The following is a 25,947-nucleotide window of genomic DNA, read 5'->3' as shown; positions in this document are numbered from 1 at the left end:
CCGACATGAGCACAACCCCGGGTCACAGATACACCACGCTAACGGACGCAACCCCTTGCGGGCAGTAGCAATGATCTGCTGACTGGTTGTCAACGCCAAGAGTTTCAAGCGCAACTGCCAGGCAGCATCCTTACCCTTGACCTTCTTGGCATAAGACTCAATCAACTTCAGGGTGGACAGGCTATGTGTGGTGGCTTGGGCCTTACGCTGCCGCCTCGTGAATGTGGTGGGCCCGAAGTAGACCTGGGCTAAATGCACCAACTCTTCGGCTTCGCGCTTACTGCACCCGGCCTCCACCAACTCGGCGGCCGATAGCCCGGCTGCCCCCTGGATGATAGCCATACCCGCAGACTGCGCGGCAAGATAAGCCTCTAACTGTTCGTTCATGACCCCGAGACTAAAAGCCAGCGTCAAGGAAAAATAGGAAGAATTTCTCCGAAAGCCTCAATCTGTGGATAACTCCGCCTGACGCGCCTACCCAGGGCGCGTTATCCACAGGCTAGCGCCCAAACAGTAGCGCGATCACCAGCATCACTGGTAGCGAGGCGAAGGTCGTGATGAAGACCGTATCGCGGGCAACCGTGGTGGCCCGCTGGAAGGTGGCGGCGTAGTTGTAGACCTGCTGCGCGGTGGGCAAGGCCGCCAGGATGACCGCGGCGTAGGTGGTATCGGCATCCAGCCCGCACAGCAGGCAGATGGCAAAGGCGATGGCGGGCATGCCCACCAGCTTGAGGCAGGTGGCCAGGATCGTCTGCGGGCGCGAGGCTTTATCGGAGAGCACCCCGGAGGTGTTGAGCGAGGCGCCAAAGCTCATGAGGATCATCGGGATGGAAGCCCCGCCGAGGAGCTCAATGGGGGCCATGATGGGATCGGGAATTGTCCACCCCTGCCAGGCCACGATGAAGCCCAGGAAGGAGGCCACCACCATCGGCGAGAGCAGGCCCGTCTTGATGCCGCCCAGCAGCGAGTTGCCGCCCAGCGCCCCCAGGATGAGCGGGGTGAACAGGGCCATCTGCACGAAGACCACCGGGATGGCGTAGGTGGAATCGCCCAGCACATAGGTGGACACCGGCAGCCCGATATTTACCGAGTTGAAGTAGCTGGCCGCCGCAGCGCCGGAGGCCACCTCAGCCACGCCGCGCCGCCAGTTCACCGCGGCATAGATGGCGGCCACCACCACCGTCGCGGCGATGATCACCAGGATGACAGGCGAGAGCACCACGCCCGGATCGGAGTTGGCCACCGAGCTAAACAGCAGCGCCGGCGTGGCCGCGTAGAAGGCCACGCGGTTGAACATGAGCCGCTCAGAATCAGAGCGGATGACCTTGCGCGCCGCCAGCAGCCAGCCAATGAAGATGACGCTGAGGATGATGGCAAAACCGGTGATAACCCCCAGCATTTACACCACTGCGAGGGCAATCGCGTTGAGCAGGGCCCACACAAGCATGGCGCGTCCCGTCATGCCGAGCACCGGGATGAGCTGCGCCCCGCGCGCCCCGCGGTTGACGGTGCGCACCGAGCGCAGGGCAAAGGGGAGGTAGGCCAGCGCGATGAGTGCCAGCCAGGAATCGAAGGCGATCCCCACGGTGAGCAGCACGGGCACCAGTAGGAGGAGGGTGAAGAGGGTGCGGGAGTGGGCGTCGCCAAGCTTGACGGCCAAGGTGATCTTGCCGGTGGCGGAGTCGGAGGGGATATCGCGGATGTTGTTGGCCAGGTTGACCGCGGAGCTCATGCCGCCGACGCCCACCGCCAGCGCCAGGCCGGTCCAGGAGATGCGCCCGGCCTGGGTGAACTCGGTGCCCAGCACGGCGATGAGCCCGAAGAAGATGAAGATGGCCACCTCACCCAGCCCGCGGTAGCCGTAGGGGTTCTTGCCCCCGGTGTAGAACCAGGCGCCGGCCACGCAGAACAGGCCCACGAGGATGAGCCACGGCGCGTTGGCCGCCAGCGAGAGCGCCATGCCCGCCACGCCGGCCACACCGAAGCTCAGAAACGCCGCGTACTTGACGTGATCCGGCTTGGCCAGCTGGCCGCCGGTGAGGCGCTGGGGGCCGGTGCGGTCATCGTCGGTGCCGCGGATGCCGTCGGAGTAGTCGTTGGCGTAGTTGACGCCGATGATAAGCGCCCAGGCCACCACCAGCGCCAAGATGGCCCGGCCCGCGTGGAAACCGCCCGCGGAGGCGGCAGCGCCGGTACCGGCGATCACGGGGGCGAAGGCGTTGGCCCAGGTGTGCGGGCGCGCGCCTTGGAACCAATCTTTGGCGGTGGCGGGGTAGGCAGAAAGTGACATGTCAGTTATTGTGCCACGCGCGGTGGCCCGGGTAGCCACCAGGAGCAACTACGATGGTCTGCATGCACTTAAGCGATCTGCCCGAACGCACCCAGGACTACCTCAAGGTTCTGTGGGATCTCTCTGAGCTCTCCGGCGGTAAGCCGGTTGCGCTCAAAGATGTGGCGGGGCGGCTTGAGCAGAAGGTTCCCACCGCCTCCGAGGCCATCAAGCGGCTGGCGGCGCAGGGCCTGGTGGTCCACGAGCGCTACGCGGGCATGACCTTGAGCGAGCAGGGCCGGGCGCTGGCCATCCAGATGGTGCGCCGCCACCGCCTCATGGAGACGTTCCTGGTGAACAAGCTGGGCTATTCCTGGGACGAGGTGCACGAGGACGCCGACCGCCTGGAGCACGCTTGCTCGGATCGCTTCATTGAGCGCATCGATGAGCTGCTGGGCTTTCCCACCCGTGATCCCCACGGGGATCCGATTCCCAACCCGGGCGGGGAGATCGAGGATCTGGGCACGCTCACGCTTGACGACGCCCCCCTGCACACCCCAGTCACCATCGAGCGGGTCAGCGATGAGGACCCGGAGCTGCTGCGCTACCTCGACCGCTTCGGGGTGGCGGTGGGCGAGGCGCTCACTGTGGAGTCGCGGGTGGCGGGGCTGCTCAGCGTGCGCGCGGGAAGCGGGGAGTTCTCGCTGGCGGAGGTGGCCGCGCGGGCGATGACCGTGAGCCTAGCCTAAAGCGCGAAGTGCGAGGCTGAGCAGGTAGAAGGCCCCGGCGAGGAGGGCGATGCTCCCGCCGGCTGAGACCTGCAGCGCGGAGGCGAGCAGGAGGCCGCCGAGGGCCAGGCCGATGCCCACCGCCGCGGCGGCCACCAGGAGTGCCTCCGGCGAGCGCACCCACGGGCGCAGCCCGGCGGCGGGGGCGACGAGCAGGGCCAGGGAGAGGATGGTGCCCACCGCGGGGATGACTGCGGCCATCGTCGCGCAGATAAGAGCCAGGGTCAGGGCGTCGAAGGCCGTGGGGTGCGCGGCGGTGAGGGGGTCGAAGTAGGTGTGGATGAGGGGGCGTCGCCAAGCGAGCAGCATGAGGAGGCTCAGGCCCGCCACGGCGGTGGCGATGAGGACGTCGCGGTGGTTGACGGTGGTCAGCGAACCCACGAGGAAGCTATCCACGTGCAAGGGAAGCGGCTGGAATAGGCGCAGCAGGAAGATGCCCAGGGCGAATCCGAGGGTGAGCGTGGTGCCGGCGGCGGCGGTGGAGGAGACCCCGGGCAGGGTGCTGAGGTGGTGCATGAACAGCGCGAGGGGGAGGCAGGCGAGCACGGAGCCGACGATGAGGCCGTCGCTGAGGTGCGCGCCGAGCGCATCGGCGGCCACCACGCCTAGGACGGCGCCGGGGAACATGCCGTGGGAGAGGCTTTCGGCGAAGAAGACCCGCCGGCCGAGCACCATGAGCGTGCCCACCAGCCCGGAGAGCGCGCCCACGGCGAGGGCCTCGAGGATCGGCAGCGTTAGGACACCCATGCGCGCCTCCCCACCAGTGCCAGTGGAACGCTCAGCGCGAGCACGAGCACCACGGCCGCCTGCGGAGAGACCTGGTGGAAGCTCAGCATGAGCCACAGGCCCGCGGCCACGGCGGCGAGCGCGCTGAGGAGCGCCCAGGCGGCCATGGTCTCCGCCGAGCGGGCTAGCAGCCGGCCCACCAGGCCGGGGATGACTACGAAGCCGAGGACGAGCAGCACGCCGATGGCGGAGCTGGCGGCAACGACGAAGATTCCTACCGCGATGTTGGCGCCGAGATCTACCCAGTTCACCCGCAGCCCCGTCACGCGCGCGGCCTCGCGGTCGAAGGCCACCGCCAGCTGCGCGCGCCACGTGGCCAGGATGAGCAGGGCGGCCACGGCGCACAGGGCGAGGGAGGGGGCGATGCGGGTGGCGGTGACGTCGAGAAGCCTGCCAAACATGAGGGCCTCGAGCTGGCCGGAGCGATCACCCACCTTGAGGCTGATGAGCACGCCGATGCCGTACATGAGGGTGAGCACGACGGCGGTGCCGGCCTCGTGATCGGCACGGGTATCGAGCCGCGCCAGGACGAGCACGGTGAGCAAGGCGGCGAGCGCTGCCCCGGGCAGGATGCCGGGAAGGCCGGCGACGGCGAGGCCGACGACGATGCCGGGAAAGACCGAGTGCACGAGCGCTTCGACGCTGAATTCCATGCCGCGGAGGTTGACCACGACGCTCAAGACCGCGCCGGTGAGGGCCACGCAGAGTAGGAAGAGTGCGGCGCGGTGCATGTAGGGCGCGCTAAGCAGGAGCATCATGGCGCCTCCGAAGAGCTGCTGAGGTAGCGCCCGAGGGCCGTCGAGGTGTCCAACAGCTGTGTGCGGCCGTGCAGGACGAGCACACTGGTGTCACAGGTGCGCTGGGCCAGCAGGGGATCGTGGGTGGAGATGAGCTGGGCCACGCCGCGCTCCTTGAGCCTGGTGATGATGCCCAGTAGGGTCTCGCGACTCTCCTGGTCCAGGCCGTTGAAGGGCTCGTCCATGAGGAGGAGGTCCGGGTAGGCGGCCAGCGCGCGGGCGATGAGGACCCGCTGGCGCTGGCCGCCGGAGAGTTCGCCCCAGCGGGTGCGGGCGTGCGCACTCATGCCCACCAGCTCGAGGGCCTCTGCTATGCGCGGGCGCAGCCGCCGCATGGAGCCATACGCTGCCACCACCGGGCGCGGCTGAGCAGGCCCAGCTCGACGACCCTGCCCGCGGTGATGGGGAAGGTGGGATCGCAGCCGTGGTGCTGCGGCACGTAGCCCACCGTGCCGTGCAGGTGGTGCTCGCCGCGCAGCGTGGCCAGGCCGGCGATGGCCTTGAGCAGGGTAGACTTGCCCGCGCCGTTGGCGCCGAGCAGCGCGATGGCCTCGCCGGCGTGGACGTGGAGGCAGACCTCGCGGAGCACGGTGGTGCTTGCGTAGCCGCAGTCGACGCCGCGCAGGCTCAGGATTTCGCGGCTCATCGGGTGGCGTCCAGGCCCACCGGGATGGGAGCGGGCTCGCCGCCCCAGGCCTTGAGCAGGGTGGAGACGTTGTGGAGGATGGAGCCGATGTAGGTCTCGCCTTGGCTGCCGGGCACGCCGAGGGAGTCGCCGTAGAGGGCGTCGCTGTCAGTGATGGCGCGCACCCCCGCGGCCCGGGCGATGGCCTCGATGGACTTCGAGTTGTTGGAGTTCTCCGCAAAGATGGCGGTGGCCCCGGACTCGCGCACCTGCGTGGCCGCGGCCTCGATGTGGGCTGAGGTGGCGTCCTGCTGGTTGTTGAAGTCGGACAGAGCCGAGCCGATGAAGGTCACGTCGTAGTCCTGGGAGAAGTAGCCGAAGGCATCGTGCGAGGTAAAGAGTACGCGCTTGGCTTTGGGCACGGAGGCCATGGAGGTGCCCACCCAGGAGTCGAGGTCCTTGAGCTGCTGCAGGTAGTGCTCGCCGGCCTGCCTCCAGGAGGGATCGTCTTGGGCGAGGGCGTCGACGATGTTGTGTACCTGGATCTTTGCGTTCTTGGGGGAGGTCCAGATGTGGGGGTCGTGGGTGAACTCGGGGGCCTCGCCGTCCTCGCCGGGGAAGGGCCAGGGGCGCACGTCGACGCCGCGGGAGGTGTCAACGCTGGTGCCCTGGAAGCCGGAGGATTCGATGGCGTTGTCGAGGAAGTGCTCGAGGTCCACTCCGTTGAGGAAGAGGTAGTCCGCCTGGGAGAGGGCCTGCATCTGCTGCGGGGTCATCTCGTGTTCGTGCGCGGAGGCGTTGGGGGCGAGCAGGCAGGTCAGATCGAGTGCTTCCTCTGCGTGGTGGGAGATCTGCGTGAGGTAGTCGCAGATCTGGGTGGTGGTGGCCACGGCCTTGAGCGGGGAGCCCGGCTCAGTATCAGTGCTGGTGCCGGGCTCGGGGGCGGAGGCGCAGGCGCTCAGGCCGAGTGTGAGGGCAAGCGCCAGGCCGAGTCGCACGGTGGTGTTCTTCATGGGTGCCTCTCCTTGTTGAGAATGAAACCTAACAAGCAGAGATTAGACGCTATGAATTAGAAAGTTCAAGAGGTTGAACTTCAAAAGGTGGAAGTGTGCGGCTTTTCACACAAGCAGGATCGGCTGACCTAGCTCAGCAGGGCCGTGACGACCTGGCGGTCCACCTTGCCCGGGCCGGTCACCGGCATCTCGCTGAGGCGCTTGAGCTCCTTGGGCACCTGCCAGCGGGGAAGCTCCGCCTCCTCCAGGGCCACGAGGATGTCGGTGATGGAGGCGGTGCCGGTGTAGGCCGCCATGATGGCCTGGCCCAGCCGCGGGTGGGGCACGCCCACCACGCACACGCTCTCCACCCCGGCCACGGCGAGGATCTCCTGCTCGAGGACCTCCGGGTGCAGTTTCAGCCCACCGGAGTCGATGATGTTATCCAGCCGCCCAGTCACGGTGAGCACACCATGGGCGTCGAGCTCACCGCTATCGGAGGTGGCGAACCACCCCGGGTGGGCGAAGGCCTGGTGCCCGGGCGCGTTGCGGTAGCCGTGGGCGATGGTGGGCCCGCCGAGCAAGATGCGCCCACTGGACTCCACGCGCACCTGGGTGCCCGGCAGCGCCCGGCCGTTGTACACGCAGCCACCCGCGGTCTCGGAGGAACCGTAGGTGGTCACCACGTGAATGTCGAGCTCCTTCGCCGCGGCGTGCAGCTGCGGGTTGATGGCCGCCCCGCCCACCAGGATGGCCTCGAAGCTGCGCAGGGCCTCGATTCCTGCCAGGGAATCCATGGCCTTGGCCAGCTGCATCGGGGTAAGAGCGGTGTAGGTGCGGTCCCCGGTGCGGTCGAGCTCCGCGGCGGCGCGGGCGAACTCGGGGATGCTGAATCCCGCGCTGAGGTCGAGGCAGAGCGGGTCCACGCCCGCCACCAAGGAGCGGACCAGGACTTGGATGCCGGCGATGTGGTGGGCGGGCATCGCCAAGAGCCATTGGCCCGGCCCGCCCAAGACGTGGTGGGTAGCGTCCGCGCTGGCCACCAGGTTAGCCGGGCTAAGCTGCGCGCCCTTCGGGGTGCCGGTGGATCCGGAGGTGGGCACCACCAGGGCGATGTCCGCGGAGATCGGCTCGCCGGCGCGCTGGGTGTTGCGCAGCAAGGTGGAGCGGGTGACATCGCCGGCCGGAAGGGGCAGGAACGTCGACTGCCCCGCTATCGCCGATTCGAGCTCGGGCAGCAGCGCTGCGGGGTCATGCGGATCGACGTTGAGCGGGGCAAGGATATGAGTCACGCGCACTGATATTAGTCAGTCGCTGCGGTGACGTTGTGCAGCGCGGTGCGGATCTCCGCCACCAGCGCGGTCATGTCCTCCTCGGTTTCGTCGGGGGAGATGGTGCACAGGCGCAGCACGTTCTCATCGTTGAGCGTGGTGGTCCAGATGCCGGCGATGTTGTAGTGGCGCAGGTACTCGGCCAGGCGGACGTTGGTATCGGCGTCACCGGTGGTGAAGGTGACAATGGCATTGGTGGCCGGGGTGACAATGGAGATGCCCTCCACCTGAGAGATTTCCTTCTCAAAGGTCTCCGCCACCGCGATGGAGGAATCGATCATCTTGGTCAGTGCCTCGGTGCCCACTGTCTGCAGGGTCAGCCACAGGCGCGGCGCCCGGGCCGGGCGGGTCAGTTCGGGGCCAAGATCCCACCAGTCGGGGTTGCCGGAGCCGCCCTCGACGTCCTGCAGGTACTCGCCGCCGGCGCTAAAAGCCTTGACCAGCGTGGAGGTGTCCTTGACCAGGAGCATGGCCAGGCCATAGGTCTGGAAGAGCCACTTGTGGCCGTCCCAGGTAATCGAGTCCGCCCGCTCGATGCCCGCGGCATCCGCGCGGCGGGAGCTGAGCAGCACGCTGGCGCCGAAGGCGCCGTCGACGTGGAACCACAGATCGAACTCCTCGCAGATGCCCGCGATCTCGTTGATCGGATCGATGGCGCCGGTGTTGGTGGTGCCGCAGGTGCCCACCACAGCGAAGGGCTGCAGCCCCTGCTCCAGATCCTCCTGAATGGCCGCGCGTAGATCCGCCGGGACCATCCGGAAGTGCTCATCCACTGGCAGGGTGCGTGTGTGCGAGGCCGGGATACCGAGGATGCGCAGGGCCTTGTTCACCGAGGAGTGCGTCTGGTTGGTGGTGTAGACGGTGGCCTTGGCAATGTCATCCGGATCCACGCGGGATTCGCGCGCGGCCATCAGCCCGGTGAGGTTGGCCACGGAACCGCCGGAGAGCAGGATGCCGCCGCTGCGAGGGCCGTCGATGCCCGCGGCCTCACAGGCCCAGTCGATGACCTGCTTTTCCAGCACGCTCGCCCCCGGCGAGTGGGTCCAGTTGGAGGCGTGCGGGTTGTAGGCGGTAGCGACGACGTCGCCCAGCCAGGACACCGACTGCGCCGGGCCGGGGATGAATCCGAAGTAGCGCGGGTGGCGCAGGTTGGCATCGCGCTCGAGGATGCTGGAGAGCTCCTCGGTGGCCTCCTGCAGGTTGCGACCCTGCGCGGGGATCGGGGTGGCGCTGACCGGGCTGCGATCCTCCTGGCGGAAGAGGAAGTCAGCCCGCGGCGCGTAGGTGCGCGGCGCATAGTTTTCGAAGGTAGTGGCGATGAATTCTCGGGCGAGTTCTGGAACGTTTACGTTGCTGACCACGGTGTTTTCCACACCTGGGTGCTTCTCATTAAATTCTTCGCTGTGCATATCGCCGATGGTACCCCCGCCGCCGCGGGGGCGGCCAAACTAGTAGTAGTAGGGGAACTGATCCCAGTTGGGATCCCGCTTTTCCAGGAAGGAGTTCTTTCCTTCGACGGCCTCGTCTGTCATGTAAGCCAAGCGGGTGGCCTCGCCGGCGAAGACCTGCTGGCCCATGAGGCCGTCGTCGGTGAGGTTAAAGGCAAACTTGAGCATGCGCTGCGCGGTGGGGGACTTGCCATTGATCTCGCGGCCCATCTGAATAGCGGCGTCCTCCAGCTCGGCGTGGTCCACCACCTCGTTGACCGCGCCCATCTCGTACATGCGCTGGGCATCGTAGGTGCGGCCCAAGAAGAAGATCTCGCGGGCGTACTTCTGGCCCACCATCTTGGCCAGGTAGGCCGAGCCGTAGCCGGCGTCAAAGGAACCCACGTCGGCATCGGTCTGCTTGAACCGTGCCTCCTGGCGGGAGGCAATGGTCATGTCGCACACCACGTGCAGGGAGTGCCCGCCGCCGGCCGCCCAGCCGTTGACCACCGCGATGACCACCTTGGGCATGGTGCGGATGAGGCGCTGGACCTCCAGGATGTGTAGGCGGCCGCCCTCGACTTTTTCGCGGGCGACGTCGACAGTGGATGCATCCGCCTCGGCGTCATTGTGCTCGTGGCTGGTGGCGTAGCGATACCCGGAGCGCCCGCGGATGCGCTGGTCACCGCCGGAGCAAAACGCCCAGCCGCCGTCCTTGACGGAGGGACCGTTGCCGGTGAGCAGCACCGTGCCCACGTCCGGGGTGCGGCGGGCGTGGTCAAGGGCTCGGTAGAGTTCATCCACCGTGTGCGGGCGGAAGGCGTTGCGCACCTCTGGGCGGTCGAAGGCGATGCGCACGATGCCGTCCTCGCGCTTGTCCCCGCGCAGGCGGTGGTAGGTGATGTCCGTCAGATCCTCGAAGCCCTCCACCGGGGCCCACAGCTCCGGCTTGAAGGGGTTGGATGTGGAGTATTCTCGCTGGGAAGTCATGCTTATTAGCGTATCCGCAATCTTCCCGTTCCGGCTTATTCGGCAGGCTCCTCCGTGGGGGAGGGATCCTCGGGATGCGCTGCTGGCTAGGCTGAATCCCATGAACGTTGAAGAAGTCCTCGAACGCGCCCACGTCGTCGCCCTACCCCTGGCCGTGAAGTTCCGCGGCATCACTACTCGCGAGGCCCTGCTTATCGAAGGCCCCGCCGGCTGGGGAGAGTTCGCTCCCTTCCTGGAGTACGGGCCGCAGGAATCCGCGCACTGGCTGGCCGCTGGCCTGGAGGCCGCCTACGAAGGCTTCCCCGAGCCGGTGCGCGACACCGTCGAGGTCAACGGCACCATCCCTGCGGTAGATGCCGCCCAGGTTCCGGAGGTCATGGAGCGCTACCCGGGCTGCCGCACGTTCAAGATTAAGGTCGCCGAGCCCGGCCAGAGCCTTGCCGAGGACGTCGCCCGCGTCAACGCTGTGCGCGAGCACATCACCGCCCAGGGCCGCGTGCCTGTCTTGCGCGTGGACGCCAACTGCGGCTGGAGCGTGGACGAGGCCGTCGAGGCCGCCCAGGCGCTCATGCCGCTGGACTACATGGAGCAGCCCTGCGCCACCGCGGAGGAGCTCGCCGAGGTCCGCCGCCGCCTCATGCGCGCCGGGCTTTTCGTGCGCATCGCGGCCGACGAGTCCATCCGCAAGGTCGAGGATCCCTTCCGCGTGGCGGAGTTGCAGGCGGCGGACGTGGCCGTGGTCAAGCCCGCGCCGTTGGGTGGGGTGCGCAGGGTGCTGGACATCGCTAAGCAGCTGCGCCAGCGCCACATGGATATCACGGTGGCCTCGGCGTTGGACACCTCAATTGGCATCAACATGGGGCTGGCGGCGGTGGCAGCGCTGCCGAAGATCATCGATGACGAGGACATCGACGTCACCCCGGCCGCCGCGGGGCTGGCCACCGGCTCGCTCTTCCTGGAGGACGTCACCGAGCCCCGCCCGCTTGTCGACGGCCACCTACCCGCCACCATGCTTTCCCCCGACCCCGCGCGGCTCGAGGCCCTAGCCGCGCCGGCTGAGCGCAGGGATTGGTGGTTCCAGCGCGTGCGCGAGTGCTGGAACTACCTTTAGATGGCTGCACCTTTAGCGCTCGTGGGACTGAAGGCTGACCCCTTCGTGGAAACGCCAGGCCGGGGTGAGCAGCGCAGTGCCAGAATTCTTGACTACTCTCTCAATCATGTCGAGGACATAGCCCATGTGGTATTGGGTGCATTCGTCGCTGAAATGTAGCGGTGACCAGCCTAATTCGACCGCCTGGTTGTGCTTCCACAGGCCGATGAGGAATGTGTCGTGGTTGGTGCCCGGAGCATGGAAGTAGATGGAGTCGAGGTCGACAACGGTACGTGACTTCTTGAAATAGAGGTCCCAGTAGTAACTGCCCAGCTTGACGTTGGGCCGAGGATTCAGGCCGCGTCCGCACAGATGGTGGATGACCTTGCGCTCCCACTGGGAGGAGGTGCCCACCGGGGCGGACTCGGCGAGTGTTCTGAGCAAGGGCTTGCTGGGGCAGGCGGTGACCAGTCTTGAGTCATGTCTGAAAGCTATTTCGTCATGTACCGATTTTACTTGGGGCAGTCCACACGACACGCGAGCATCATCGATAAGCTCTGGATCGTACTGGTTAAGTGCTCCAGCGATTTCTGCATCTATAGCCTAGGCTAGGGGCTTGAATGCTTCGGCTCCCTCACGGTGGGCCCTAACTGCATTAATGAGTTCCCTGTCAGAGGTAATACGAATGATTATCGTGCTGAATAAGTAGATTAATAAATGATTATCGCGCTGAATAATTAGATCAATATAAGTAGATCAATGCTACGTTTGTAGCTAAGGTGATTTGAGGAAAGACTCTTCAAATCATCTTACGGACCGTCTAGGGCGGCTTAATGGCCCGTAGGCCTTGCTGTAGTTGAGGCTGTAAAGCTACAACAAGGTGCTAGGAGAAGGTTCTAGGAGAAAAATGAAAGAATACCTGATATCCACGAGCTCTCTGGTCATCGTGTCAATAGTGACGTTCCTGTTACTGAGTTCCCTTGGCCTTTCAAACAGTCTTTCCTTTTATATATCGCTAGGGGCGGGAATCGTGGTGTCTCTTATTATTGAAATGACCAACAATCTAGGAGGAAAAAATGACGTTGAGGAAAAAGTAAGATGCGCCGATTGATCGTTGGTGCATCGGTAGTCGCAGGTTCGTTTTCCCAGTGGTAGCTTCCCCTGCCATTGCGCAAGATTGCCACGGAAATAACTCCTACACAGAACGCATGTATACGGGCGGCGCTCCTGGAGCGCAGGTCACTGTATATCAGTCCACTGCGGAAATGGATAATTGCCAGGCTAAGAAATTCTACGATTCTCTGGACGATAGAGTTGCCGCAGAGAACTATATTGCCGGATTCGCAAGCTTAGCTGGCCTCCCGGGCAGAGCTGTCTCGCTGATAACCCTGGCGGATTCAGCTGAAACCCACTTTGACGACAAAAACCGTCAAGGAGTGCTCCGCCGATTTTACTCGTCCCATTCGCATTGAAAGCCGGGGTCCTCATATTAGCAGCTGCGTTCCTCAGTAGGAAGACTGACTAGGAGCCTGGGCATCAAGAAAACGCAGATTGATAGGTGCACAATTCCGATCACCACTTCAATGGGTGAGACTCCGGAAATGAGCAAATTCGTGCGTACTCAGAGATTGATGCCTCGCCTAGATTCACCGACGGGGTATCAATCCGTTTTTGCTCACTGCAGGTCTATTTGTCACCGACGGAAACGTCATTGCGCACGATTTCACTGGTCACGCAAGCCGCATCATTTAAGGCCTTTATCAGGCATGCTACCACCGGGGACAGCCTCGAAGCCATCGCTGATTCGTTAGATTGCTCTGCGCGCACACTACAGCGCAGATTCGAAGCGTTTTGGTTGACCTGAAGGTAGTGAGGAAAAGTCAAATGGTGAGCGATGGGGAGTCGTGGTTGTTCTTGTGGCGTGGCGGGGGCTGTGGTCTGGTGGTCTTGCTGAAGGTGATGGCTAGGGGAGCGCCCTTAACGAATATGTAGTGAAAACGGAAAAGTTCGATTTTGGCCCGCAATGCTTGTATGTCTCCGTCTGATGAGCGCTGTGAGCTTTGGGAGCTGTGAGACGTGAGAGGAGCGGGGCGGCTTGAGAGGGCTGAGCCTCGAGAGAACTGAGAAACGCAGTGCCGCGATACCCTGGGCCACATGAGTTCCGCAGACACAGCCCAGGCAGACACAGCCCTCGATACCGGTCAGATCCGCGTCCGCGACGCCCACCTGCACAACCTGCGTAACGTCGACGTGGACTTCCCACGCGGCATGCTCGTGGCTTTTACGGGGGTCTCCGGATCCGGCAAATCTTCGCTGGCCTTCGGCACCATCCATGGTGAGGGCCAGCGCCGCTACCTGGAATCGGTGGCGCCCTTTGCGCGCAGGCTGATTAGCTCGGCGGTCGATCCCCAGGTGGGGGACATCGCGGGGCTGCCGCCGACGGTGGCGTTGCAGCAGGGGGCGTCGTCAAGCGGGGCGCGCTCCACCGTGGGCACGATCTCCACCATGTCGAATACCGTGCGCCTGCTGTATTCGCGCGCCGGGGAGAACCCGGAGGGCTTGTACTCGGATTCCTTTTCCCCCAACACGCCTGAGGGCATGTGCCCCACCTGCCAGGGCACCGGCGTGGTGCACGAGCCCACCGAGCAGACCATGGTGCCGGACCCAAGCCTGAGCATCGAGGAAGGCGCTATCGCCGCCTGGCCGGGCGCGTGGGCGGGCAAGAACTTCCACGACATCCTGCAGGAACTGGGCTTTGATCTGGACTCACCGTGGGAGGAGCTGCCGCGCAAGGACCGCGAGTGGATTCTCTTTACCGAGGAGCGCCCCGTGGTCACGGTCAAGCCGCGGCGCGGGGCGGATCAGATTCAGCGCAACTACGAGGGCACGTGGCGCTCCGTGGCGAGCTACCTCACCAAGACGGTGCGCGAGACGCAGTCGGAATCCCTGCGCAAACGGGCGTTGAGCTTCATGGAGACCCGCACGTGCTCCACGTGCCAGGGCCGCCGCCTCAACCCGCGGGCCCTGGAGGTGACGTATGCCGGCATGCCCATCGATGCCCTGAGTGCTCTGCCGCTGGACGATGTCCACCGCACCCTCACCGCGCGCAGCCCCGAGCCCGGCAGTGCGGAGGACCTGCTGCTCAAGCAGCTGCTGCCCGCCGTGGAATCCGCGCTGGAGCTGGGCCTGGGTCACCTGAGCCTGGACCGGCCGGCCGCCACGCTCTCCGGAGGGGAGATGCAGCGCATCCGGCTGGCCGCGCAGCTGCGCTCCGGGCTCTTCGGGGTGACCTACGTGCTGGACGAGCCCTCGGCGGGACTACACCCGCAGGAGCGCAGCGCGGTGCTGGAGATCTGCCGCCGCTTCATCGCGGCCGGCAACAGCGTGGTCTTGGTGGAGCACGATATGGAACTGGTGGCCCAGGCCGATTGGCTGGTGGACGTCGGCCCGCTGGCCGGCGAGCACGGCGGCGAGGTGGTGTACTCCGGCCCGGTGAGTGACTACGACGCCGACACCCCGACCTCCCACGCGCTGCGCCACCGCGCACTGGAGCTCAACGCCACGGCCAGGAAGGCCACCGGGCAGCTGGAGCTTGCGGGCCTGAACGCGCGCAACATCGAAAACCTCGACATCAGCCTGGGCCGTGGCCAGTTCACCGCGATTGCCGGGGTGTCCGGTTCGGGCAAGTCCAGCCTGCTTGGGGCGCTGGCCGGGATTCTGCGCGCGGCCGCGGTGGAGGAGGACGAGGGCCCCGCGCCCGAGTGGTCGGTGGGTGAGACCCGCGGTTTCGAGGAGGTCAAGCGCCTGGTAAGCATTACCCAGAAGCCCATCGGGCGCACCTCGCGCTCGACTCTGGCCACCTACACCGGGCTGTTCGATCACGTGCGCAAGCTCTTTGCCTCCCTGCCGGAGTCCAAGGAAAGGAAGTGGACGGCCTCGCGTTTTTCCTACAACGTCAAGCAGGGGCAGTGCCCCACCTGCGCGGGCGCGGGAAGCATCGAGGTGGAGCTGGTTTTCCTGCCCGGCTCCACCACGGTGTGCCCGGAGTGCCAGGGCCGGCGCTATAACGAGGAGACCCTCGAGGTGCGCTGGGAGGGCAGGACCATCGCTGAGGTGCTGGAGCTGACGGTGGCCGAGGCCCTCGAGGTCTTCAGCGAGCAGCCGAAGATCCTGCGCTCCCTGGAGACGCTGCAGGCGGTGGGGCTGGACTATCTGCGCCTGGGGCAGGGCTCCCCGGAGCTTTCGGGCGGCGAGGCGCAGCGCATCAAGTTGGCCACGGAGCTGCAGCGCTCCCGCAGCGCGCGCAAGGGGCACACGCTCTATCTGCTCGATGAGCCCACCACCGGCCTGCACCCGGCCGATATCGCCTTGCTCAACGCGGAGCTGCACAAGCTGGTGGAGTCCTCGCAGACGGTGATCGTGGTGGAGCACGATCCCGCGGTGCTGGCCGCGGCGGATAGGATCATCGAGTTCGGCCCCGGCGCCGGCGCCGAGGGTGGGCGCATCGTGGCCGAGGGCACCCCTGCGCAGGTGGCGGAAGGGAACACTCCAACCGGACGCACGCTGGCTGGCCGGGTACACTAGCCGCAACGCAGAAGCAGAGATAGAAGCAGAAATAAAGCATCCAGGTTAAGTAAGGACGTCAGTTATGCCGGAGAATTTTGGAAGGCCCAACCCCGCCGATAACGGTAACGAGGAGACCCGCCAGTTCGGGCGCGTGGGCGGCAACGCCGATAGCAATGAGACGCGGGCCTTCGGCCAGCCGGAGGATCGCCCGCGCCAGGTCTTTCCCTCCCAGAACCAGCAGGCACCAGGCCAGCAGGGCTTTGGCCGGCCGGGCCCGGGCTCGGCTTATGGCTCCCAGCAGGGCTACGGTCAGACCGGCCAGCAGTCCTACAGCCCGCAGGACTTTGATCCGGTTCCCTCCAGCTACGAGGTAGACAAGGGCAAGAAGAGCGGCGGCGGGGCACTGGCCGGCGTGTTCGCTGCGATCGCCGCCATCGCCGTGGTGGCCGCCGTGGCCTTCTTCTTCATGTGGCGCTCGGCGTCCTCCGAGGCGGACAAGCCCGCTCCGGAGCCAGTGACCGAGACCGCTACTGTCACCGAGGAGGTGCCCACCACCGTGACCGAGACGGAGGAGGCCCCCGCCGAGGACCGCCAGCCCACCCTGCCCACCGAGGTTCCCACGGAGCTGCAGGATCAGCTGGATCAGGGCACCCAGGATTTGGAGGGGCTGCTCAATGATCTCTTCGGTGACTCCGGCGCCGGCGGGCAGGGCGCTACCAACGACGCCTAAGAGGCGCTGATCCCAGGCGGGTAAGATTGGCCAGCATGACTGATTCCATGACGCTGGCCGAAGCCGTCGCCGCGCAACTGGCCCGGCACCTCACCGATGTGATCGTCTGCCCCGGTTCGCGCAACGCCCCGCTGGTGCTGGCCCTGCTGGCCCGCGAAGACATCCGCGTGCACACCCGCCTGGATGAGCGCTCCGCCGCCTTTTGTGCTCTGGGCATGGCGCGCGTGCAGCGCCGCCACGTCGGCGTGGTGATGACCTCCGGCACCGCGGTGGCCAATACCTACCCGGCTCTCATCGAGGCGCACTACGCGCACGTCCCGCTGGCCATCATCAGCGCCGACCGCCCGGAAAGAATGGTGGGCACGGGGGCCTCGCAGACCATCGAGCAGCAGGGCATCTTTGCCCACTACGCGCAGACTACGCAGGTCACCTCCACCGAGCAGGTGGCCTATATCTCCCAGCGCTTCACCCAGGACCTGCAGGTGCACATCAACGTCGCCTTCGACGCTCCACTGGTGGGCGAGGGGTTGCCTGCGCGTGTCGGTGACACCACCCTGCGCCGCGCCCCGCTTCCGCGCTGGGTGGATCATGGCAGCGTGGACGTGGATGTGAGCCGCAACACCTTGGTCATCGCTGGCGACGAGGCCTGGGAGGTCGAGGGCCTCGAGGACGTGCCGACCATCGCCGAGCCCACCGCGCCGGCGCCCTATCACCCCGTGCACCCCGCGGCCGCGCACATCTTCCGCCGCGAGCAGGTCTCCGCCAATGACTACGTGGTCAACACCAAGGTGGAGCAGGTCATCGTCGTGGGGCACCCCACCTTGCACCGCGGCGTGCTCGCGCTCATCAATGACCCCGATATCGAGCTCGTCTGCCTCTCGCGCACGGAGGATTTCACTAACCCGCGCGGCGAGTCCGCCCGCCTGGGCACCACCGTCAAGGTCAGCGGCGAGCCCACGAAGGACTGGATGAAGATCTGCGAGGGCGCAGCACAGATGGCCTCCAGTGCTGTGCGCGAGGTCCTGGAGAACGAGGAGTTGGGCTTTACCGGGCTGCACGCGGCGGCCGCGGTGGGGGATACGCTCTCGGTGGGCGATACCCTCGTGCTCGGCGCCTCTAACCCGGTGCGTGATGCCTCCCTCATCGGCCTGCCTTTCGACGGCGTGGATACCTTCTCCCCGCGCGGCACCGCCGGCATCGATGGCACCATCGCCCAGGCCATTGGCGTGGCACTGGCTACCCAGCACCGCGAGGCGGAGGCCTGGCGCGCCCCGCGCGTGGTGGCCCTGCTTGGCGACGTCACCTTCCTCCACGACGCCACCTCCCTCATCCTGCCGGAGGATAACCCGCGCCCGGAGAACCTCACCATCGTGGTGGCCAACGACGACGGCGGCGGAATCTTCGAGGTCCTCGAGCAGGGGGCGGAGCCCTTCCGTGCTTCCTTTGAGAAGGCGTTTGGCACCCCGCATGGGGTGGGCGTCGCTAAGCTGGCGGAGGCCTGCGGGGCGGACTACCGCGAGGCGCACACCGTGCAGGAGCTGCTGGATACCCTGGCGGAGCTCAAGGAGCACTCCACGGGCATCACCGTGGTGGAAGCACACACCACGCGGGCCACGCGCCGCGCCCTGCAGAAGGAACTGACTGAGAAGGTGGGCTCCTAGGTGCCGCCACGTCAGGCCGCCCCGCATTATTCGCCGGCGGTGTTTCGGCGCCGGCTGCACCAGCTGATCCTCGTGCTCTACGCGGCGGCCCTGGTGGGGATGGTGGGCATGGTCATTGGCGCCTACCTCAATGACCGCGAGATCAACTCCAACCCCGGGCGCGCGCTGGCCACGGTGAGCTCGGTGGACTGGATGCGCACCTCGGTGGACTACCAGGATTCCGAGGGCATCTACCATTCGCCGCCCACCGGGCTGCTGTATCCCACGGGGCTCGGTGAGGGCCAACAGGTGTGGGTGGCTTATTCGCGCAGCAACCCGGACTTGGTCAAGGTGGAGGGGCGTGAGTGGACGCTCTCGCTCATCCCGGCGCTCTCCTCTGTGGCAGTGGCCACCGCGGTGGCGGGTGCGCTGTGGTGGCTGGTCTCCCGGCTCACCGCGCGCAGAAAGTAATGTTCACCAAAACTTTCCACCCGCGTTACCGCCCGACCATGAGCACGGGGGATGATGGGCAGCATGCGTGTAGCCATCGTTGCTGAATCCTTCTTGCCCAACGTCAACGGCGTGACCAATTCCGTCCTGCGGGTCCTTGAACACCTGCGCGCGGAGGGCCATGAGGCCATCGTGATCGCCCCGGGCGCGCGCCCCGGGCAGGAGGAGATCCCCGACTACCTCGGCTTCAGCATCGTGCGCGTGCCCACGGTGCGCATTCCGATGATCGATTCCCTGCCGGTGGGCGTGCCCACCACCGCGGTGGATGAAACCCTGCGCGCCTTCAAGCCGGACATCATCCACCTGGCCAGCCCGTTTGTGCTCGGCGCCGCCGGTGCCTTTTCCGCGCGCCAGCTGCGCATCCCCTCCGTGGCGGTGTACCAGACGGACGTGGCCGGATTTGCCACCAAGTACCACGCCTCCGCGCTGGCGTATGCCACCTGGGAGTGGCTGCGCACCATCCACAACGCCTGCCAGCTCACCCTGGCGCCGTCCTCGCTGACCATCGCGGAGCTGGAGAAGCACCACATTAAAAACGTGCACCACTGGGGCCGTGGCGTGGACGCCGAGCGCTTCCACCCCAGCAAGCGCAGCGAGTCCCTGCGCGCCTCGTGGAACCTGCGCCGCCCGGATGGCACGGAGAAAAAGGTGGTGGGATTCGTCGGCCGCCTCGCTGCGGAAAAGGGCGTGCACCGCCTGGCCGCGCTGGTGGGCCGCGAGGATATCCAGCTGGTCATCGTCGGTGACGGCCCGGAGCGCCCGCTGCTGGAGGCCCAGCTGCCCGGTGCGATCTTCCTGGGGGCTTTGGGCGGGGAGGAGCTGGCGCAGGCTTACGCCTCGCTCGACGTCTTTGTGCACGCCGGCGAGTTCGAGACCTTCTGCCAGGCCATCCAGGAGGCGCAGGCCTCCGGCGTCCCCACCATCGGGCCCCGCGCGGGCGGGCCGGTGGATCTCATCGAGGAGGGCTACAACGGCCTGCTGCTGAACGTGGAGACCTTCGTGGAGGACCTGCCCAACGCGGTGGACGCCCTGCTCAACCCGGAGATTCACGCGGAGCTGCGCGCCAACGCCCGCGAGTCCATCTCCTCCAAGACGTGGCAGGCCCTGTGTGAGCAGCTGGTGGGCTACTACGAGCAGGTGCTTGACGATGTCCGTCAGGTCCCCCTCACCATCATCGGCCAACGCCCCGAGTTGCCGCGCTGGGCGGCTCGCGCCTTGGGGGCGCGCGTGGCCTAAGCGAGCCGTGGCCTAAACTAGCGGCGTGGTGAAAAACAACTCAAAGGCAGACCTGGACAAGAAGCCCTTCGACGTCGCGCGCATGTTTGACGCGGTGGGCAAGAACTATGACCGCACCAACACGGTGCTCTCCTTTGGCCGGGACGCGTACTGGCGCAAGCGCACTCGCGAGCGCCTCAACCTGCAGCCGGGGGAGAAGGTCCTCGATCTCGCCGCGGGCACCGCGGTCTCCACGGTGGAGCTGGCCAAGTCCGGCGCGTGGTGCGTGGCCTGCGATTTTTCCCGCGGAATGCTGGCGGCGGGCGCCCAGCGCGACGTGCCCAAGGTGGCCGGCGATGGCATGCAGCTGCCCTTCCCGGATAACACCTTTGACGCGGTGACCATCTCCTATGGCCTGCGCAATATTCACGATTTCGAGCTGGGTCTGCGTGAGATGGCGCGGGTGACCAAGCCGGGTGGGCGCCTGGCCGTGGCGGAGTTCTCCAAGCCGGTGGTGCCGCTGTTCGGCACGGTGTACAAGGAATACCTCACCCGCCTGCTGCCGCCGATTGCCCGGGTGGTCTCCTCCAACCCGGATGCCTACATTTACCTCGCGGAGTCCATCCGCGCCTGGCCAGAGCAGGAGGAGCTGGCCGCCGCCATCGACCGCAATGGGTGGTCGGAGGCGAGCTGGCAGAACCTCACCCTGGGCATCGTGGCGCTGCACAGCGCGGTGAAGCCCAAGGGACAGGTCGAGCCCAAGGATTAGCTGTCAAAGGCGGCCCAGAGCGGGCTGCCGCTGCGCGCGGCGGCGACGCCCCGCCCGGCCAGGCGCCAGGCGCGCGCGATGAGGTCGCGGTCCGCCTCCGTGATGAGGTTGCCCATCAGCCGCGCGGCCGCCGGCATGAGCGCCGCACCCACCGGCCCGCGCAGGGCCACGGGCCCCACTACCGGCAGGAACTGTGGGTAGGTCAGCAGCCGGGCCGCGGTGCGCGCCAGCAGGAAGGCCTCGCCGTAGTGCGCGCGCAGAAGATCGGGCCAGGCCAGCGTGAGGTCCTTGGCGCCCAGCATCTCGACTGCCAGCGCGGCGGTCTCCAGCCCGTAGTCGATGCCCTCGCCGTTGAGGGGGTTGACGCAGGCGGCGGCGTCGCCAATGAGCATCCAGTTGGCGCCCGCCACGTGGGAGACTGCGCCGCCCATCGGCAGCATCGCGGAGGCCACGTGCTGCACCGGGCCCAGCCCCCACTCGGAGCGCTGCTGGGCCGCGTAGAAATCCAGCAGCTTCTTGGTGTTGATCTTGGCGGGGCGCTCCGCGGTGGAGAGTGCTCCCAGACCGATGTTGACGGCCCCGGCCTCGGCCCCTAAGGGGAAGATCCAGCCATAGCCCGGCTGCACCTTCCCCGCGGCGTCCTTGAGCTCGACGTGGGAGTGCATCCAGGGCTCGTCGGCGCGCGGGGAGGTGGCGTAGCTGCGCGCGGCGATGCCAAAGACCTCGTCCTTGTGCCAGGTGCGGCCCAGCTGTTTACCAAAGGTCGAGCGCACGCCGTCGGCGACGATTACCCAGCGGGCGCGCACCGTGGTGGAACCCACCTGGAAGGACTCTACGCGGTTGCAGCTCACGCGCGGCTGGGTGGCCGTGCCCTGTATGAGGCTGGCGCCGGCGTCGACGGCATGCTGGACAAGGAGCGCGTCGAACTCGTGGCGCTTCATCGCCGTGCCCTGTGTGGCGGGGTAGCACTGTGGCCAGGGGGCGGTGACGCTGCCGCCGTAGCCGAAGAGCTTGAGGCCCTTGTTGCGGTATCCGGGGTTGACCTCGATGCCGAGGACGTCGAGCTGGTGCATCGCGCGCGGGGTGAGGCCGTCGCCGCAGGTTTTATCGCGCGGGAAGGAAGCGGAATCAATGAGGAGGACCTCGTGGCCGGCGCGGGCGGCGTGGATGGCTGCGGCGGCGCCAGCGGGCCCGGCGCCGATGACGGCGAGCTCAGTGGTGATGGGGCCGGTGATGGGTTCACTGCCAAGCGGGCGGGGCTCACGGGCCGTGGAAGGGGAATCGATCTGCTCCGACATGGGGACTATCATTGCACGAGATACTGACCTTGAGTGTGTTTAGGCCCGCCCAATGGGATACGGTTAGTAATCGATTATCACTCGTATCTTTGAGTTAAAAGGAACGCTTTTAATGACTCACGGCCAAACTCATACCACGCAGGTGGATCTGGGTGATCCGCAGCTGACCGAGCGCATTAACGCGGGTATGGCTGAGGTGGAAAAGTTGCTGCACGCGGAAATTGACCGCGGGCAGGATTTCCTGCGGGACAAGGTAGTGCACCTTTCCGAGGCAGGGGGCAAGCGTTTCCGTCCCATGATGGCGCTCTTGGCCTCCGAATACGGCCAGAAGCCGGGCTCGCCCAACGTGATCAAGGCCGCCACGGTGGTGGAGATGGTGCACGTGGCCACGCTTTACCACGATGACGTCATGGATGAGGCAGAGCGCCGCCGTGGAGTGCAATCTGCTAACTTCCGCTGGACCAACTCGGTGGCCATTCTGGCTGGCGATGCCCTCCTGGCCCACGCCTCTCGGCTGATGAGCCAGCTGGATACGCACACGGTGGCGCACTTTGCCGATACCTTCGAGGAGTTGGTGACGGGCCAGATGCGCGAGACCGTCGGCGCGGGGGAGGCCAACGCGGTGGATCACTACATGACGGTGATCCGGGAAAAGACCGCGGTGCTTATTGCCTCGGCGGGCTATCTGGGTGCCTACCACTCGGGCGCGGCTCCGGAGCACTGCGCGGCGCTGGGCCAGATCGGTGCCGCGGTGGGCATGATCTTCCAAATTGTGGACGACGTGATCGATATCTTCTCCGACCCTGCCGAATCCGGGAAGGTGCCGGGAACGGATCTGCGCGAGGGAGTCTTTACCCTTCCCGTGCTCTACGCCTTGGAGGAGGAAGGCGAGGTAGGCGACGAGCTGCGTGAGCTGCTCACCGGCCCGCTGGAGGACGACGCCTCCGTCGAACGCGCCATCGATTTGCTGCGCCGCTCCCAGGGCCGCGAGAAGGCCATGGCGGACGTGCACGGCTACCTGCGTGTGGTGGAAGGGCAGCTTTCACTGCTGCCGGAAAACTCGGCGAGCGAGGCGCTGCGTCAGCTGGCGGATTACACCGTGCAGCGCGTGGGCTAGCTAGGGCAGCGTCTGCCGTCAGCCCTCGGTGGTTTGCCCGGCTTACCTGCCGATTTGCATCTCAGGTAGGGCTTCATAGTAAAGTACCTAATCGCACGTTAAGTGCACGCCAGGTTGCCCGAGCGGCCAAAGGGAGCGGACTGTAAATCCGCCGGCATTGCCTTCAGAAGTTCGAATCTTCTACCTGGCACAGCAGACCCCGTGAACTCAGGTTCACGGGGTCTTTCGCGTTCCGCCGCCCCGGTGTGGAGTTCCGGATTCTTCCTTGGGCACAGTACACGCGCCAAGGACGCAAAAGCGTGCAGTAACAGGGCCGGTTTTTCGTTGCCTAGCTGCGGATTTGTGCAATGAGGCGCATTCGGGTTAATCTTTTCAAGGCTTCAACGAGAGCACAGCGAGGAAAACTCGTTACTCAAAGAGGCTGTGCCCCCTTAGCTCAGTCGGCAGAGCGTTTCCATGGTAAGGAAAAGGTCGACAGTTCGATTCTGTCAGGGGGCTCCAATCATGTCTGCACAGCGTGTTGGGATGATTATGGCGGTGTAGCTCAGTGGTAGAGCAAGCGACTCATAATCGCTGTGTCGCGAGTTCAATTCTCGCCATCGCTACCGGGAAAGAAAGGCGCCTGAAGTCTAGGCGCTTTTTTACTACCGACTCCAGCCCAAGGGCAGGCGGTTTCTTTGCAGGACCGTCGTTCTGGTAGGGTTGTGCGTGCTGTCTTTTGAAGACGTACGCATAGGGGCGTGGCGCAATTGGTAGCGCAACGGTCTCCAAAACCGTAGGTTGCAGGTTCGAGTCCTGTCGCCCCTGCCAAAACTTTTCCAAGGAGGAACCAGCTGTGAGTGATGAACGTCAGCCGAGCAACGGTGCAGCACGCCCGACCGGCAAGCGTCAACTCTCGGGGGCAGCGACTACCTCCACCCAGTCCTACGAAGACAAGCGCGTTGTGCGCGTCGAGGACAAGAAAGATTCCTCCACCCCAGGCGGCGGCGTAGCCGCGTTCCCGGGTGAAGTGGCCTCCGAAATGAAGAAGGTCGTCTGGCCTACCACTAAGGAAATGGTCCAGTACGTTTTGGTGACCTTCGCCTTCCTCATCGTCCTTACCGCGCTGGTGTGGGGCGTTGACACGCTGGCTGGCCTCGGAGTTGAAGCAGTGCTCACCCGTTAGGTAAACTAGCCCACCATAAGCTTTCATCCCGCCGGATTCCGCAAGGAACGGCGGGATACTTTTTGCTCACATGGACCGCACGCACAACCGCGCTGGGGCCTCGGCGAGAACGAGGTCGCTCGCCGGCGCGGGTAGGCTAGAGCACCAGAGCAAGCAAGCGAAAATCGACGCAAGCGGGCAGAACCGCGTGACATATAGATGGAGCACACAACCATGAGCGATGAGCACAACGCCGAGACTTCCCTCGAACAGGCCATGATGAACAACGTGCAGGAGCAGGCTGCCGAGGCCGTTGCTGCCGCCGAGTCCGCGGAGGCCGAGGCTGCCGCCCCCGCCCCGAGCTTCGAGGCTCCCGCCGAGCCGGGTGCGGAAAGCGGCAAGGCCCCGGCGGCAGAAGACACCGCAGAGGAGGATGCCCCGGCAGGGGATAGCGAGGCAGCGGGCGCTGAAGCGGAAGGCGCCGGCAAGGCCGAGTCGGCCGCAGCCGCAGAGACCGCGGAGGCTTCCGATGACAGCGAGTACCGGCGTCGCCTGCGCGAGTTCACCCGCGAGCTGAAGAAGCTGCCGGGCAAGTGGTACATCATCCAGTGCTACTCCGGCTACGAGAACAAGGTGAAGACCAACCTCGACATGCGTGCGCAGACCCTTGAGGTGGAGGACTCCATCTTTGACGTCGTCGTGCCCGTCGAGCAGGTCCTGGAGAACAAGGACGGCAAGAAGAAGGTGGTCAAGCGCAAGCTGCTGCCGGGCTATGTCCTGGTGCGCATGGAGCTTAACGACGCCGCCTGGTCCGTCGTCCGCGACACCCCCGGCGTGACCTCCTTCGTGGGCAACGAGGGCAACGCCACCCCGGTGAAGATCCGCGACGTGGCCAAGTTCCTGCTGCCGAACGACACCGTTTCCGCCGCGGAGTCCAACGCCGCTGCCTCCGAAGGCGAGCAGGTCATCGCCATGCCGGAGGCCGAGCAGAAGAAGGCCTACGCGCACGACTTCGAGGTGGGCGAGGCCGTCACCATCCTCTCCGGCCCGCTGGCCTCGGTTTCCGCCACTATCTCTGAGATTGACCCGGAGACCGGCAAGATGCAGGGCCTGGTGTCCATCTTTGGGCGCGAGACCCCGGTGGAGCTGTCCCCGACGGAGATCGAGCGCATCTCCTAAGTAGCCCGGAGCAGGCGCGCGGCCTGGGAAAATGGGTCGCTGCCAAGCGGACAGCGCGATTTGGAAGCAAGGCGCACGGTGTTTTAAGATTGGACGCCGTGCGCCTTTGGCGTGCGCAGATAATTTAAACGTTCTCCCCGGTGGCCCACGCAAGGTGAGCATCCGGACGGTCGCTGTTATTCATCGTGGCAGCGTCCGGTAACACAGGAAAGAGGTAATTCGATGGCTCCGAAGAAGAAGGTTACTGGCTTCATCAAGCTGCAGATCGAGGCTGGCGCCGCTAACCCGGCTCCGCCGGTTGGCCCGGCACTGGGTGCCCACGGCGTCAACATTATGGAGTTCTGCAAGGCTTACAACGCCGCTACCGAGTCCCAGCGTGGCAACGTGGTCCCGGTTGAGATCACCGTCTACGAGGACCGCTCCTTCGATTTCAAGCTGAAGACCCCGCCGGCTGCCAAGCTGCTGCTCAAGGCCGCTGGCATCAAGAAGGGCTCCGGCGTTCCGCACACCGACAAGGTCGGCTCCGTGACCTGGGAACAGTGCAAGGAGATTGCACAGACCAAGTTCGAGGACCTCAACGCTCGTGACATCGAGAACGGCGCCCGCATCATTGCTGGTACCGCTCGCTCCATGGGCATCACCGTCGACGGCATCCCGGCTAAGTAAGCGCCGCTAACCGTCACC

Annotated in this window: 24 protein-coding genes, 4 tRNA genes and 2 pseudogenes; 17 read left to right on the top strand and 13 right to left on the bottom strand. The window is 65.6% G+C overall.

Features of this window, described 5'->3' with window-relative positions; genetic code table 11:
* The 3 genes and pseudogenes from Q4E25_RS07165 to Q4E25_RS07155 form a co-directional block, all read right to left on the bottom strand.
* Positions 1 to 387 (bottom strand): annotated as a pseudogene (locus tag Q4E25_RS07165) (hypothetical protein); the annotation flags it as partial.
* 112 nt (positions 388 to 499) lie between these two features.
* Positions 500 to 1,399 (bottom strand): AEC family transporter, encoded by a 900-nt coding sequence (locus tag Q4E25_RS07160; protein WP_303155820.1) that lies wholly within the window; start codon positions 1,397 to 1,399, stop codon positions 500 to 502.
* Positions 1,400 to 2,290, bottom strand: a complete 891-nt coding sequence (locus Q4E25_RS07155) for a 1,4-dihydroxy-2-naphthoate polyprenyltransferase (RefSeq protein ID WP_303155818.1) — start codon at positions 2,288 to 2,290, stop codon at positions 1,400 to 1,402.
* A 62-nt stretch (positions 2,291 to 2,352) separates the two neighbouring features.
* On the opposite strand from Q4E25_RS07155, the gene Q4E25_RS07150 reads away from it, so the two are divergent.
* Entirely contained in the window at positions 2,353 to 3,018 is a 666-nt protein-coding gene (locus Q4E25_RS07150; protein ID WP_303155816.1) for a metal-dependent transcriptional regulator, read from the top strand.
* On the opposite strand, the gene Q4E25_RS07145 is transcribed toward Q4E25_RS07150, so the two are convergent.
* The 8 genes from Q4E25_RS07145 to Q4E25_RS07110 form a co-directional block, all read right to left on the bottom strand.
* Positions 3,010 to 3,804 carry a metal ABC transporter permease gene (locus tag Q4E25_RS07145; RefSeq protein ID WP_303155813.1) on the bottom strand — a complete coding sequence of 265 codons (795 nt, stop codon included), beginning with the start codon at positions 3,802 to 3,804 and terminating at the stop codon, positions 3,010 to 3,012. The two genes, Q4E25_RS07150 and Q4E25_RS07145, sit on opposite strands and share 9 nt — an antisense overlap.
* Positions 3,792 to 4,601 carry a metal ABC transporter permease gene (locus Q4E25_RS07140; protein ID WP_303155811.1) on the bottom strand — a complete coding sequence of 270 codons (810 nt, stop codon included), beginning with the start codon at positions 4,599 to 4,601 and terminating at the stop codon, positions 3,792 to 3,794. The genes Q4E25_RS07145 and Q4E25_RS07140 overlap by 13 nt, the downstream gene beginning before the upstream one ends.
* Positions 4,598 to 4,927, bottom strand: coding sequence for an ATP-binding cassette domain-containing protein (locus Q4E25_RS07135; protein WP_303155808.1), 330 nt, complete (start codon positions 4,925 to 4,927; stop codon positions 4,598 to 4,600). The genes Q4E25_RS07140 and Q4E25_RS07135 overlap by 4 nt, the downstream gene beginning before the upstream one ends.
* A 23-nt stretch (positions 4,928 to 4,950) precedes the next feature.
* Positions 4,951 to 5,286: an ATP-binding cassette domain-containing protein gene (locus Q4E25_RS07130; RefSeq protein WP_303155805.1), complete on the bottom strand. Its 336-nt coding sequence runs from the start codon at positions 5,284 to 5,286 to the stop codon at positions 4,951 to 4,953.
* The gene (locus Q4E25_RS07125) at positions 5,283 to 6,278 is read right to left on the bottom strand and encodes a metal ABC transporter substrate-binding protein (RefSeq protein ID WP_303155803.1); all 996 of its coding nucleotides are present in this window, start codon (positions 6,276 to 6,278) and stop codon (positions 5,283 to 5,285) included. Before Q4E25_RS07125 ends, Q4E25_RS07130 begins: the two co-directional genes overlap by 4 nt.
* Before the next feature lie 128 nt (positions 6,279 to 6,406).
* Entirely contained in the window at positions 6,407 to 7,549 is a 1,143-nt protein-coding gene (gene menE / locus Q4E25_RS07120) for an o-succinylbenzoate--CoA ligase (protein WP_303155801.1), read from the bottom strand.
* A gap of 11 nt (positions 7,550 to 7,560) precedes the next feature.
* Positions 7,561 to 8,997: an aminotransferase class I/II-fold pyridoxal phosphate-dependent enzyme gene (locus tag Q4E25_RS07115; RefSeq protein ID WP_303155798.1), complete on the bottom strand. Its 1,437-nt coding sequence runs from the start codon at positions 8,995 to 8,997 to the stop codon at positions 7,561 to 7,563.
* A 39-nt stretch (positions 8,998 to 9,036) separates the two neighbouring features.
* Positions 9,037 to 10,005, bottom strand: coding sequence for a 1,4-dihydroxy-2-naphthoyl-CoA synthase (locus tag Q4E25_RS07110; protein WP_303155796.1), 969 nt, complete (start codon positions 10,003 to 10,005; stop codon positions 9,037 to 9,039).
* A gap of 91 nt (positions 10,006 to 10,096) precedes the next feature.
* Here Q4E25_RS07110 and Q4E25_RS07105 point away from each other — a divergent pair, with 91 nt between their 5' ends.
* A complete protein-coding gene (locus Q4E25_RS07105; protein ID WP_303155823.1) occupies positions 10,097 to 11,116 on the top strand; it encodes an o-succinylbenzoate synthase in 1,020 nt (339 codons plus the stop codon).
* A 12-nt stretch (positions 11,117 to 11,128) separates the two neighbouring features.
* On the opposite strand, the gene Q4E25_RS07100 is transcribed toward Q4E25_RS07105, so the two are convergent.
* A complete protein-coding gene (locus tag Q4E25_RS07100) occupies positions 11,129 to 11,539 on the bottom strand; it encodes a hypothetical protein (protein ID WP_303155795.1) in 411 nt (136 codons plus the stop codon).
* Between the two features lie 1,285 nt (positions 11,540 to 12,824).
* Between Q4E25_RS07100 and Q4E25_RS07095 the strand changes: the two are divergent.
* From Q4E25_RS07095 to Q4E25_RS07065, 7 genes and pseudogenes are all read left to right on the top strand, one after another.
* A pseudogene (locus Q4E25_RS07095) lies at positions 12,825 to 12,953 on the top strand (IS256 family transposase); the annotation flags it as partial.
* 296 nt (positions 12,954 to 13,249) lie between these two features.
* Positions 13,250 to 15,679 carry an excinuclease ABC subunit UvrA gene (locus Q4E25_RS07090; RefSeq protein WP_303155794.1) on the top strand — a complete coding sequence of 810 codons (2,430 nt, stop codon included), beginning with the start codon at positions 13,250 to 13,252 and terminating at the stop codon, positions 15,677 to 15,679.
* Between the two features lie 64 nt (positions 15,680 to 15,743).
* Positions 15,744 to 16,391: a hypothetical protein gene (locus tag Q4E25_RS07085; protein ID WP_303155792.1), complete on the top strand. Its 648-nt coding sequence runs from the start codon at positions 15,744 to 15,746 to the stop codon at positions 16,389 to 16,391.
* Between the two features lie 35 nt (positions 16,392 to 16,426).
* The gene (gene menD, locus Q4E25_RS07080) at positions 16,427 to 18,052 is read left to right on the top strand and encodes a 2-succinyl-5-enolpyruvyl-6-hydroxy-3-cyclohexene-1-carboxylic-acid synthase (RefSeq protein WP_303155789.1); all 1,626 of its coding nucleotides are present in this window, start codon (positions 16,427 to 16,429) and stop codon (positions 18,050 to 18,052) included.
* Positions 18,053 to 18,502, top strand: coding sequence for a DUF3592 domain-containing protein (locus Q4E25_RS07075; RefSeq protein ID WP_368502615.1), 450 nt, complete (start codon positions 18,053 to 18,055; stop codon positions 18,500 to 18,502).
* Positions 18,503 to 18,565: 63 nt separating this feature from the next.
* Positions 18,566 to 19,777 carry a glycosyltransferase family 1 protein gene (locus tag Q4E25_RS07070; RefSeq protein WP_303155786.1) on the top strand — a complete coding sequence of 404 codons (1,212 nt, stop codon included), beginning with the start codon at positions 18,566 to 18,568 and terminating at the stop codon, positions 19,775 to 19,777.
* 28 nt (positions 19,778 to 19,805) lie between these two features.
* Entirely contained in the window at positions 19,806 to 20,525 is a 720-nt protein-coding gene (locus Q4E25_RS07065) for a demethylmenaquinone methyltransferase (protein WP_303155785.1), read from the top strand.
* Here the strand turns inward: Q4E25_RS07065 and Q4E25_RS07060 are convergent.
* Entirely contained in the window at positions 20,522 to 21,835 is a 1,314-nt protein-coding gene (locus Q4E25_RS07060) for a geranylgeranyl reductase family protein (protein ID WP_303155783.1), read from the bottom strand. The two genes, Q4E25_RS07065 and Q4E25_RS07060, sit on opposite strands and share 4 nt — an antisense overlap.
* A 100-nt stretch (positions 21,836 to 21,935) precedes the next feature.
* Between Q4E25_RS07060 and Q4E25_RS07055 the strand changes: the two genes are divergently transcribed.
* From Q4E25_RS07055 to rplK, 8 genes are all read left to right on the top strand, one after another.
* Positions 21,936 to 22,940, top strand: coding sequence for a polyprenyl synthetase family protein (locus Q4E25_RS07055; protein ID WP_303155782.1), 1,005 nt, complete (start codon positions 21,936 to 21,938; stop codon positions 22,938 to 22,940).
* Between the two features lie 108 nt (positions 22,941 to 23,048).
* Positions 23,049 to 23,130: transfer RNA gene (locus tag Q4E25_RS07050), tRNA-Tyr, on the top strand.
* A 235-nt stretch (positions 23,131 to 23,365) separates the two neighbouring features.
* A tRNA-Thr gene (locus Q4E25_RS07045) sits at positions 23,366 to 23,441 on the top strand.
* A gap of 32 nt (positions 23,442 to 23,473) precedes the next feature.
* Positions 23,474 to 23,545: transfer RNA gene (locus Q4E25_RS07040), tRNA-Met, on the top strand.
* A 129-nt stretch (positions 23,546 to 23,674) separates the two neighbouring features.
* Positions 23,675 to 23,750 (top strand) — tRNA-Trp (locus Q4E25_RS07035).
* Positions 23,751 to 23,775: 25 nt separating this feature from the next.
* Complete coding sequence (secE, locus tag Q4E25_RS07030; RefSeq protein WP_303155780.1) at positions 23,776 to 24,105, top strand: preprotein translocase subunit SecE; 330 nt, start codon at positions 23,776 to 23,778, stop codon at positions 24,103 to 24,105.
* A 213-nt stretch (positions 24,106 to 24,318) separates the two neighbouring features.
* Positions 24,319 to 25,263, top strand: coding sequence for a transcription termination/antitermination protein NusG (gene nusG / locus Q4E25_RS07025; protein WP_303155777.1), 945 nt, complete (start codon positions 24,319 to 24,321; stop codon positions 25,261 to 25,263).
* Positions 25,264 to 25,485: 222 nt separating this feature from the next.
* Positions 25,486 to 25,929, top strand: a complete 444-nt coding sequence (rplK, locus tag Q4E25_RS07020) for a 50S ribosomal protein L11 (RefSeq protein ID WP_303155775.1) — start codon at positions 25,486 to 25,488, stop codon at positions 25,927 to 25,929.
* Positions 25,930 to 25,947 lie beyond the last annotated feature (18 nt).

This window comes from Corynebacterium sp., from assembly GCF_030532325.1.
Lineage (GTDB): Bacteria > Actinomycetota > Actinomycetes > Mycobacteriales > Mycobacteriaceae > Corynebacterium.
The sequence above is the reverse complement of the archived record's forward strand: the minus strand, read 5'-3'. Positions and strand labels throughout refer to the sequence as shown.

Coding starts and splice junctions, on each gene's coding strand:
- Q4E25_RS07160 (WP_303155820.1), bottom strand. CDS start 1,399: ATGCTGGGGGTTATCACCGGTTTTGCCATCATCCTCAGCGTCATCTTC.
- Q4E25_RS07155 (WP_303155818.1), bottom strand. CDS start 2,290: ATGTCACTTTCTGCCTACCCCGCCACCGCCAAAGATTGGTTCCAAGGC.
- Q4E25_RS07150 (WP_303155816.1), top strand. CDS start 2,353: ATGCACTTAAGCGATCTGCCCGAACGCACCCAGGACTACCTCAAGGTT.
- Q4E25_RS07145 (WP_303155813.1), bottom strand. CDS start 3,804: ATGGGTGTCCTAACGCTGCCGATCCTCGAGGCCCTCGCCGTGGGCGCG.
- Q4E25_RS07140 (WP_303155811.1), bottom strand. CDS start 4,601: ATGATGCTCCTGCTTAGCGCGCCCTACATGCACCGCGCCGCACTCTTC.
- Q4E25_RS07135 (WP_303155808.1), bottom strand. CDS start 4,927: ATGAGTGCGCACGCCCGCACCCGCTGGGGCGAACTCTCCGGCGGCCAG.
- Q4E25_RS07130 (WP_303155805.1), bottom strand. CDS start 5,286: ATGAGCCGCGAAATCCTGAGCCTGCGCGGCGTCGACTGCGGCTACGCA.
- Q4E25_RS07125 (WP_303155803.1), bottom strand. CDS start 6,278: ATGAAGAACACCACCGTGCGACTCGGCCTGGCGCTTGCCCTCACACTC.
- Q4E25_RS07115 (WP_303155798.1), bottom strand. CDS start 8,997: ATGCACAGCGAAGAATTTAATGAGAAGCACCCAGGTGTGGAAAACACC.
- Q4E25_RS07110 (WP_303155796.1), bottom strand. CDS start 10,005: ATGACTTCCCAGCGAGAATACTCCACATCCAACCCCTTCAAGCCGGAG.
- Q4E25_RS07090 (WP_303155794.1), top strand. CDS start 13,250: ATGAGTTCCGCAGACACAGCCCAGGCAGACACAGCCCTCGATACCGGT.
- Q4E25_RS07085 (WP_303155792.1), top strand. CDS start 15,744: ATGCCGGAGAATTTTGGAAGGCCCAACCCCGCCGATAACGGTAACGAG.
- menD (WP_303155789.1), top strand. CDS start 16,427: ATGACTGATTCCATGACGCTGGCCGAAGCCGTCGCCGCGCAACTGGCC.
- Q4E25_RS07070 (WP_303155786.1), top strand. CDS start 18,566: ATGCGTGTAGCCATCGTTGCTGAATCCTTCTTGCCCAACGTCAACGGC.
- Q4E25_RS07060 (WP_303155783.1), bottom strand. CDS start 21,835: ATGATAGTCCCCATGTCGGAGCAGATCGATTCCCCTTCCACGGCCCGT.
- Q4E25_RS07055 (WP_303155782.1), top strand. CDS start 21,936: ATGACTCACGGCCAAACTCATACCACGCAGGTGGATCTGGGTGATCCG.
- nusG (WP_303155777.1), top strand. CDS start 24,319: ATGAGCGATGAGCACAACGCCGAGACTTCCCTCGAACAGGCCATGATG.
- rplK (WP_303155775.1), top strand. CDS start 25,486: ATGGCTCCGAAGAAGAAGGTTACTGGCTTCATCAAGCTGCAGATCGAG.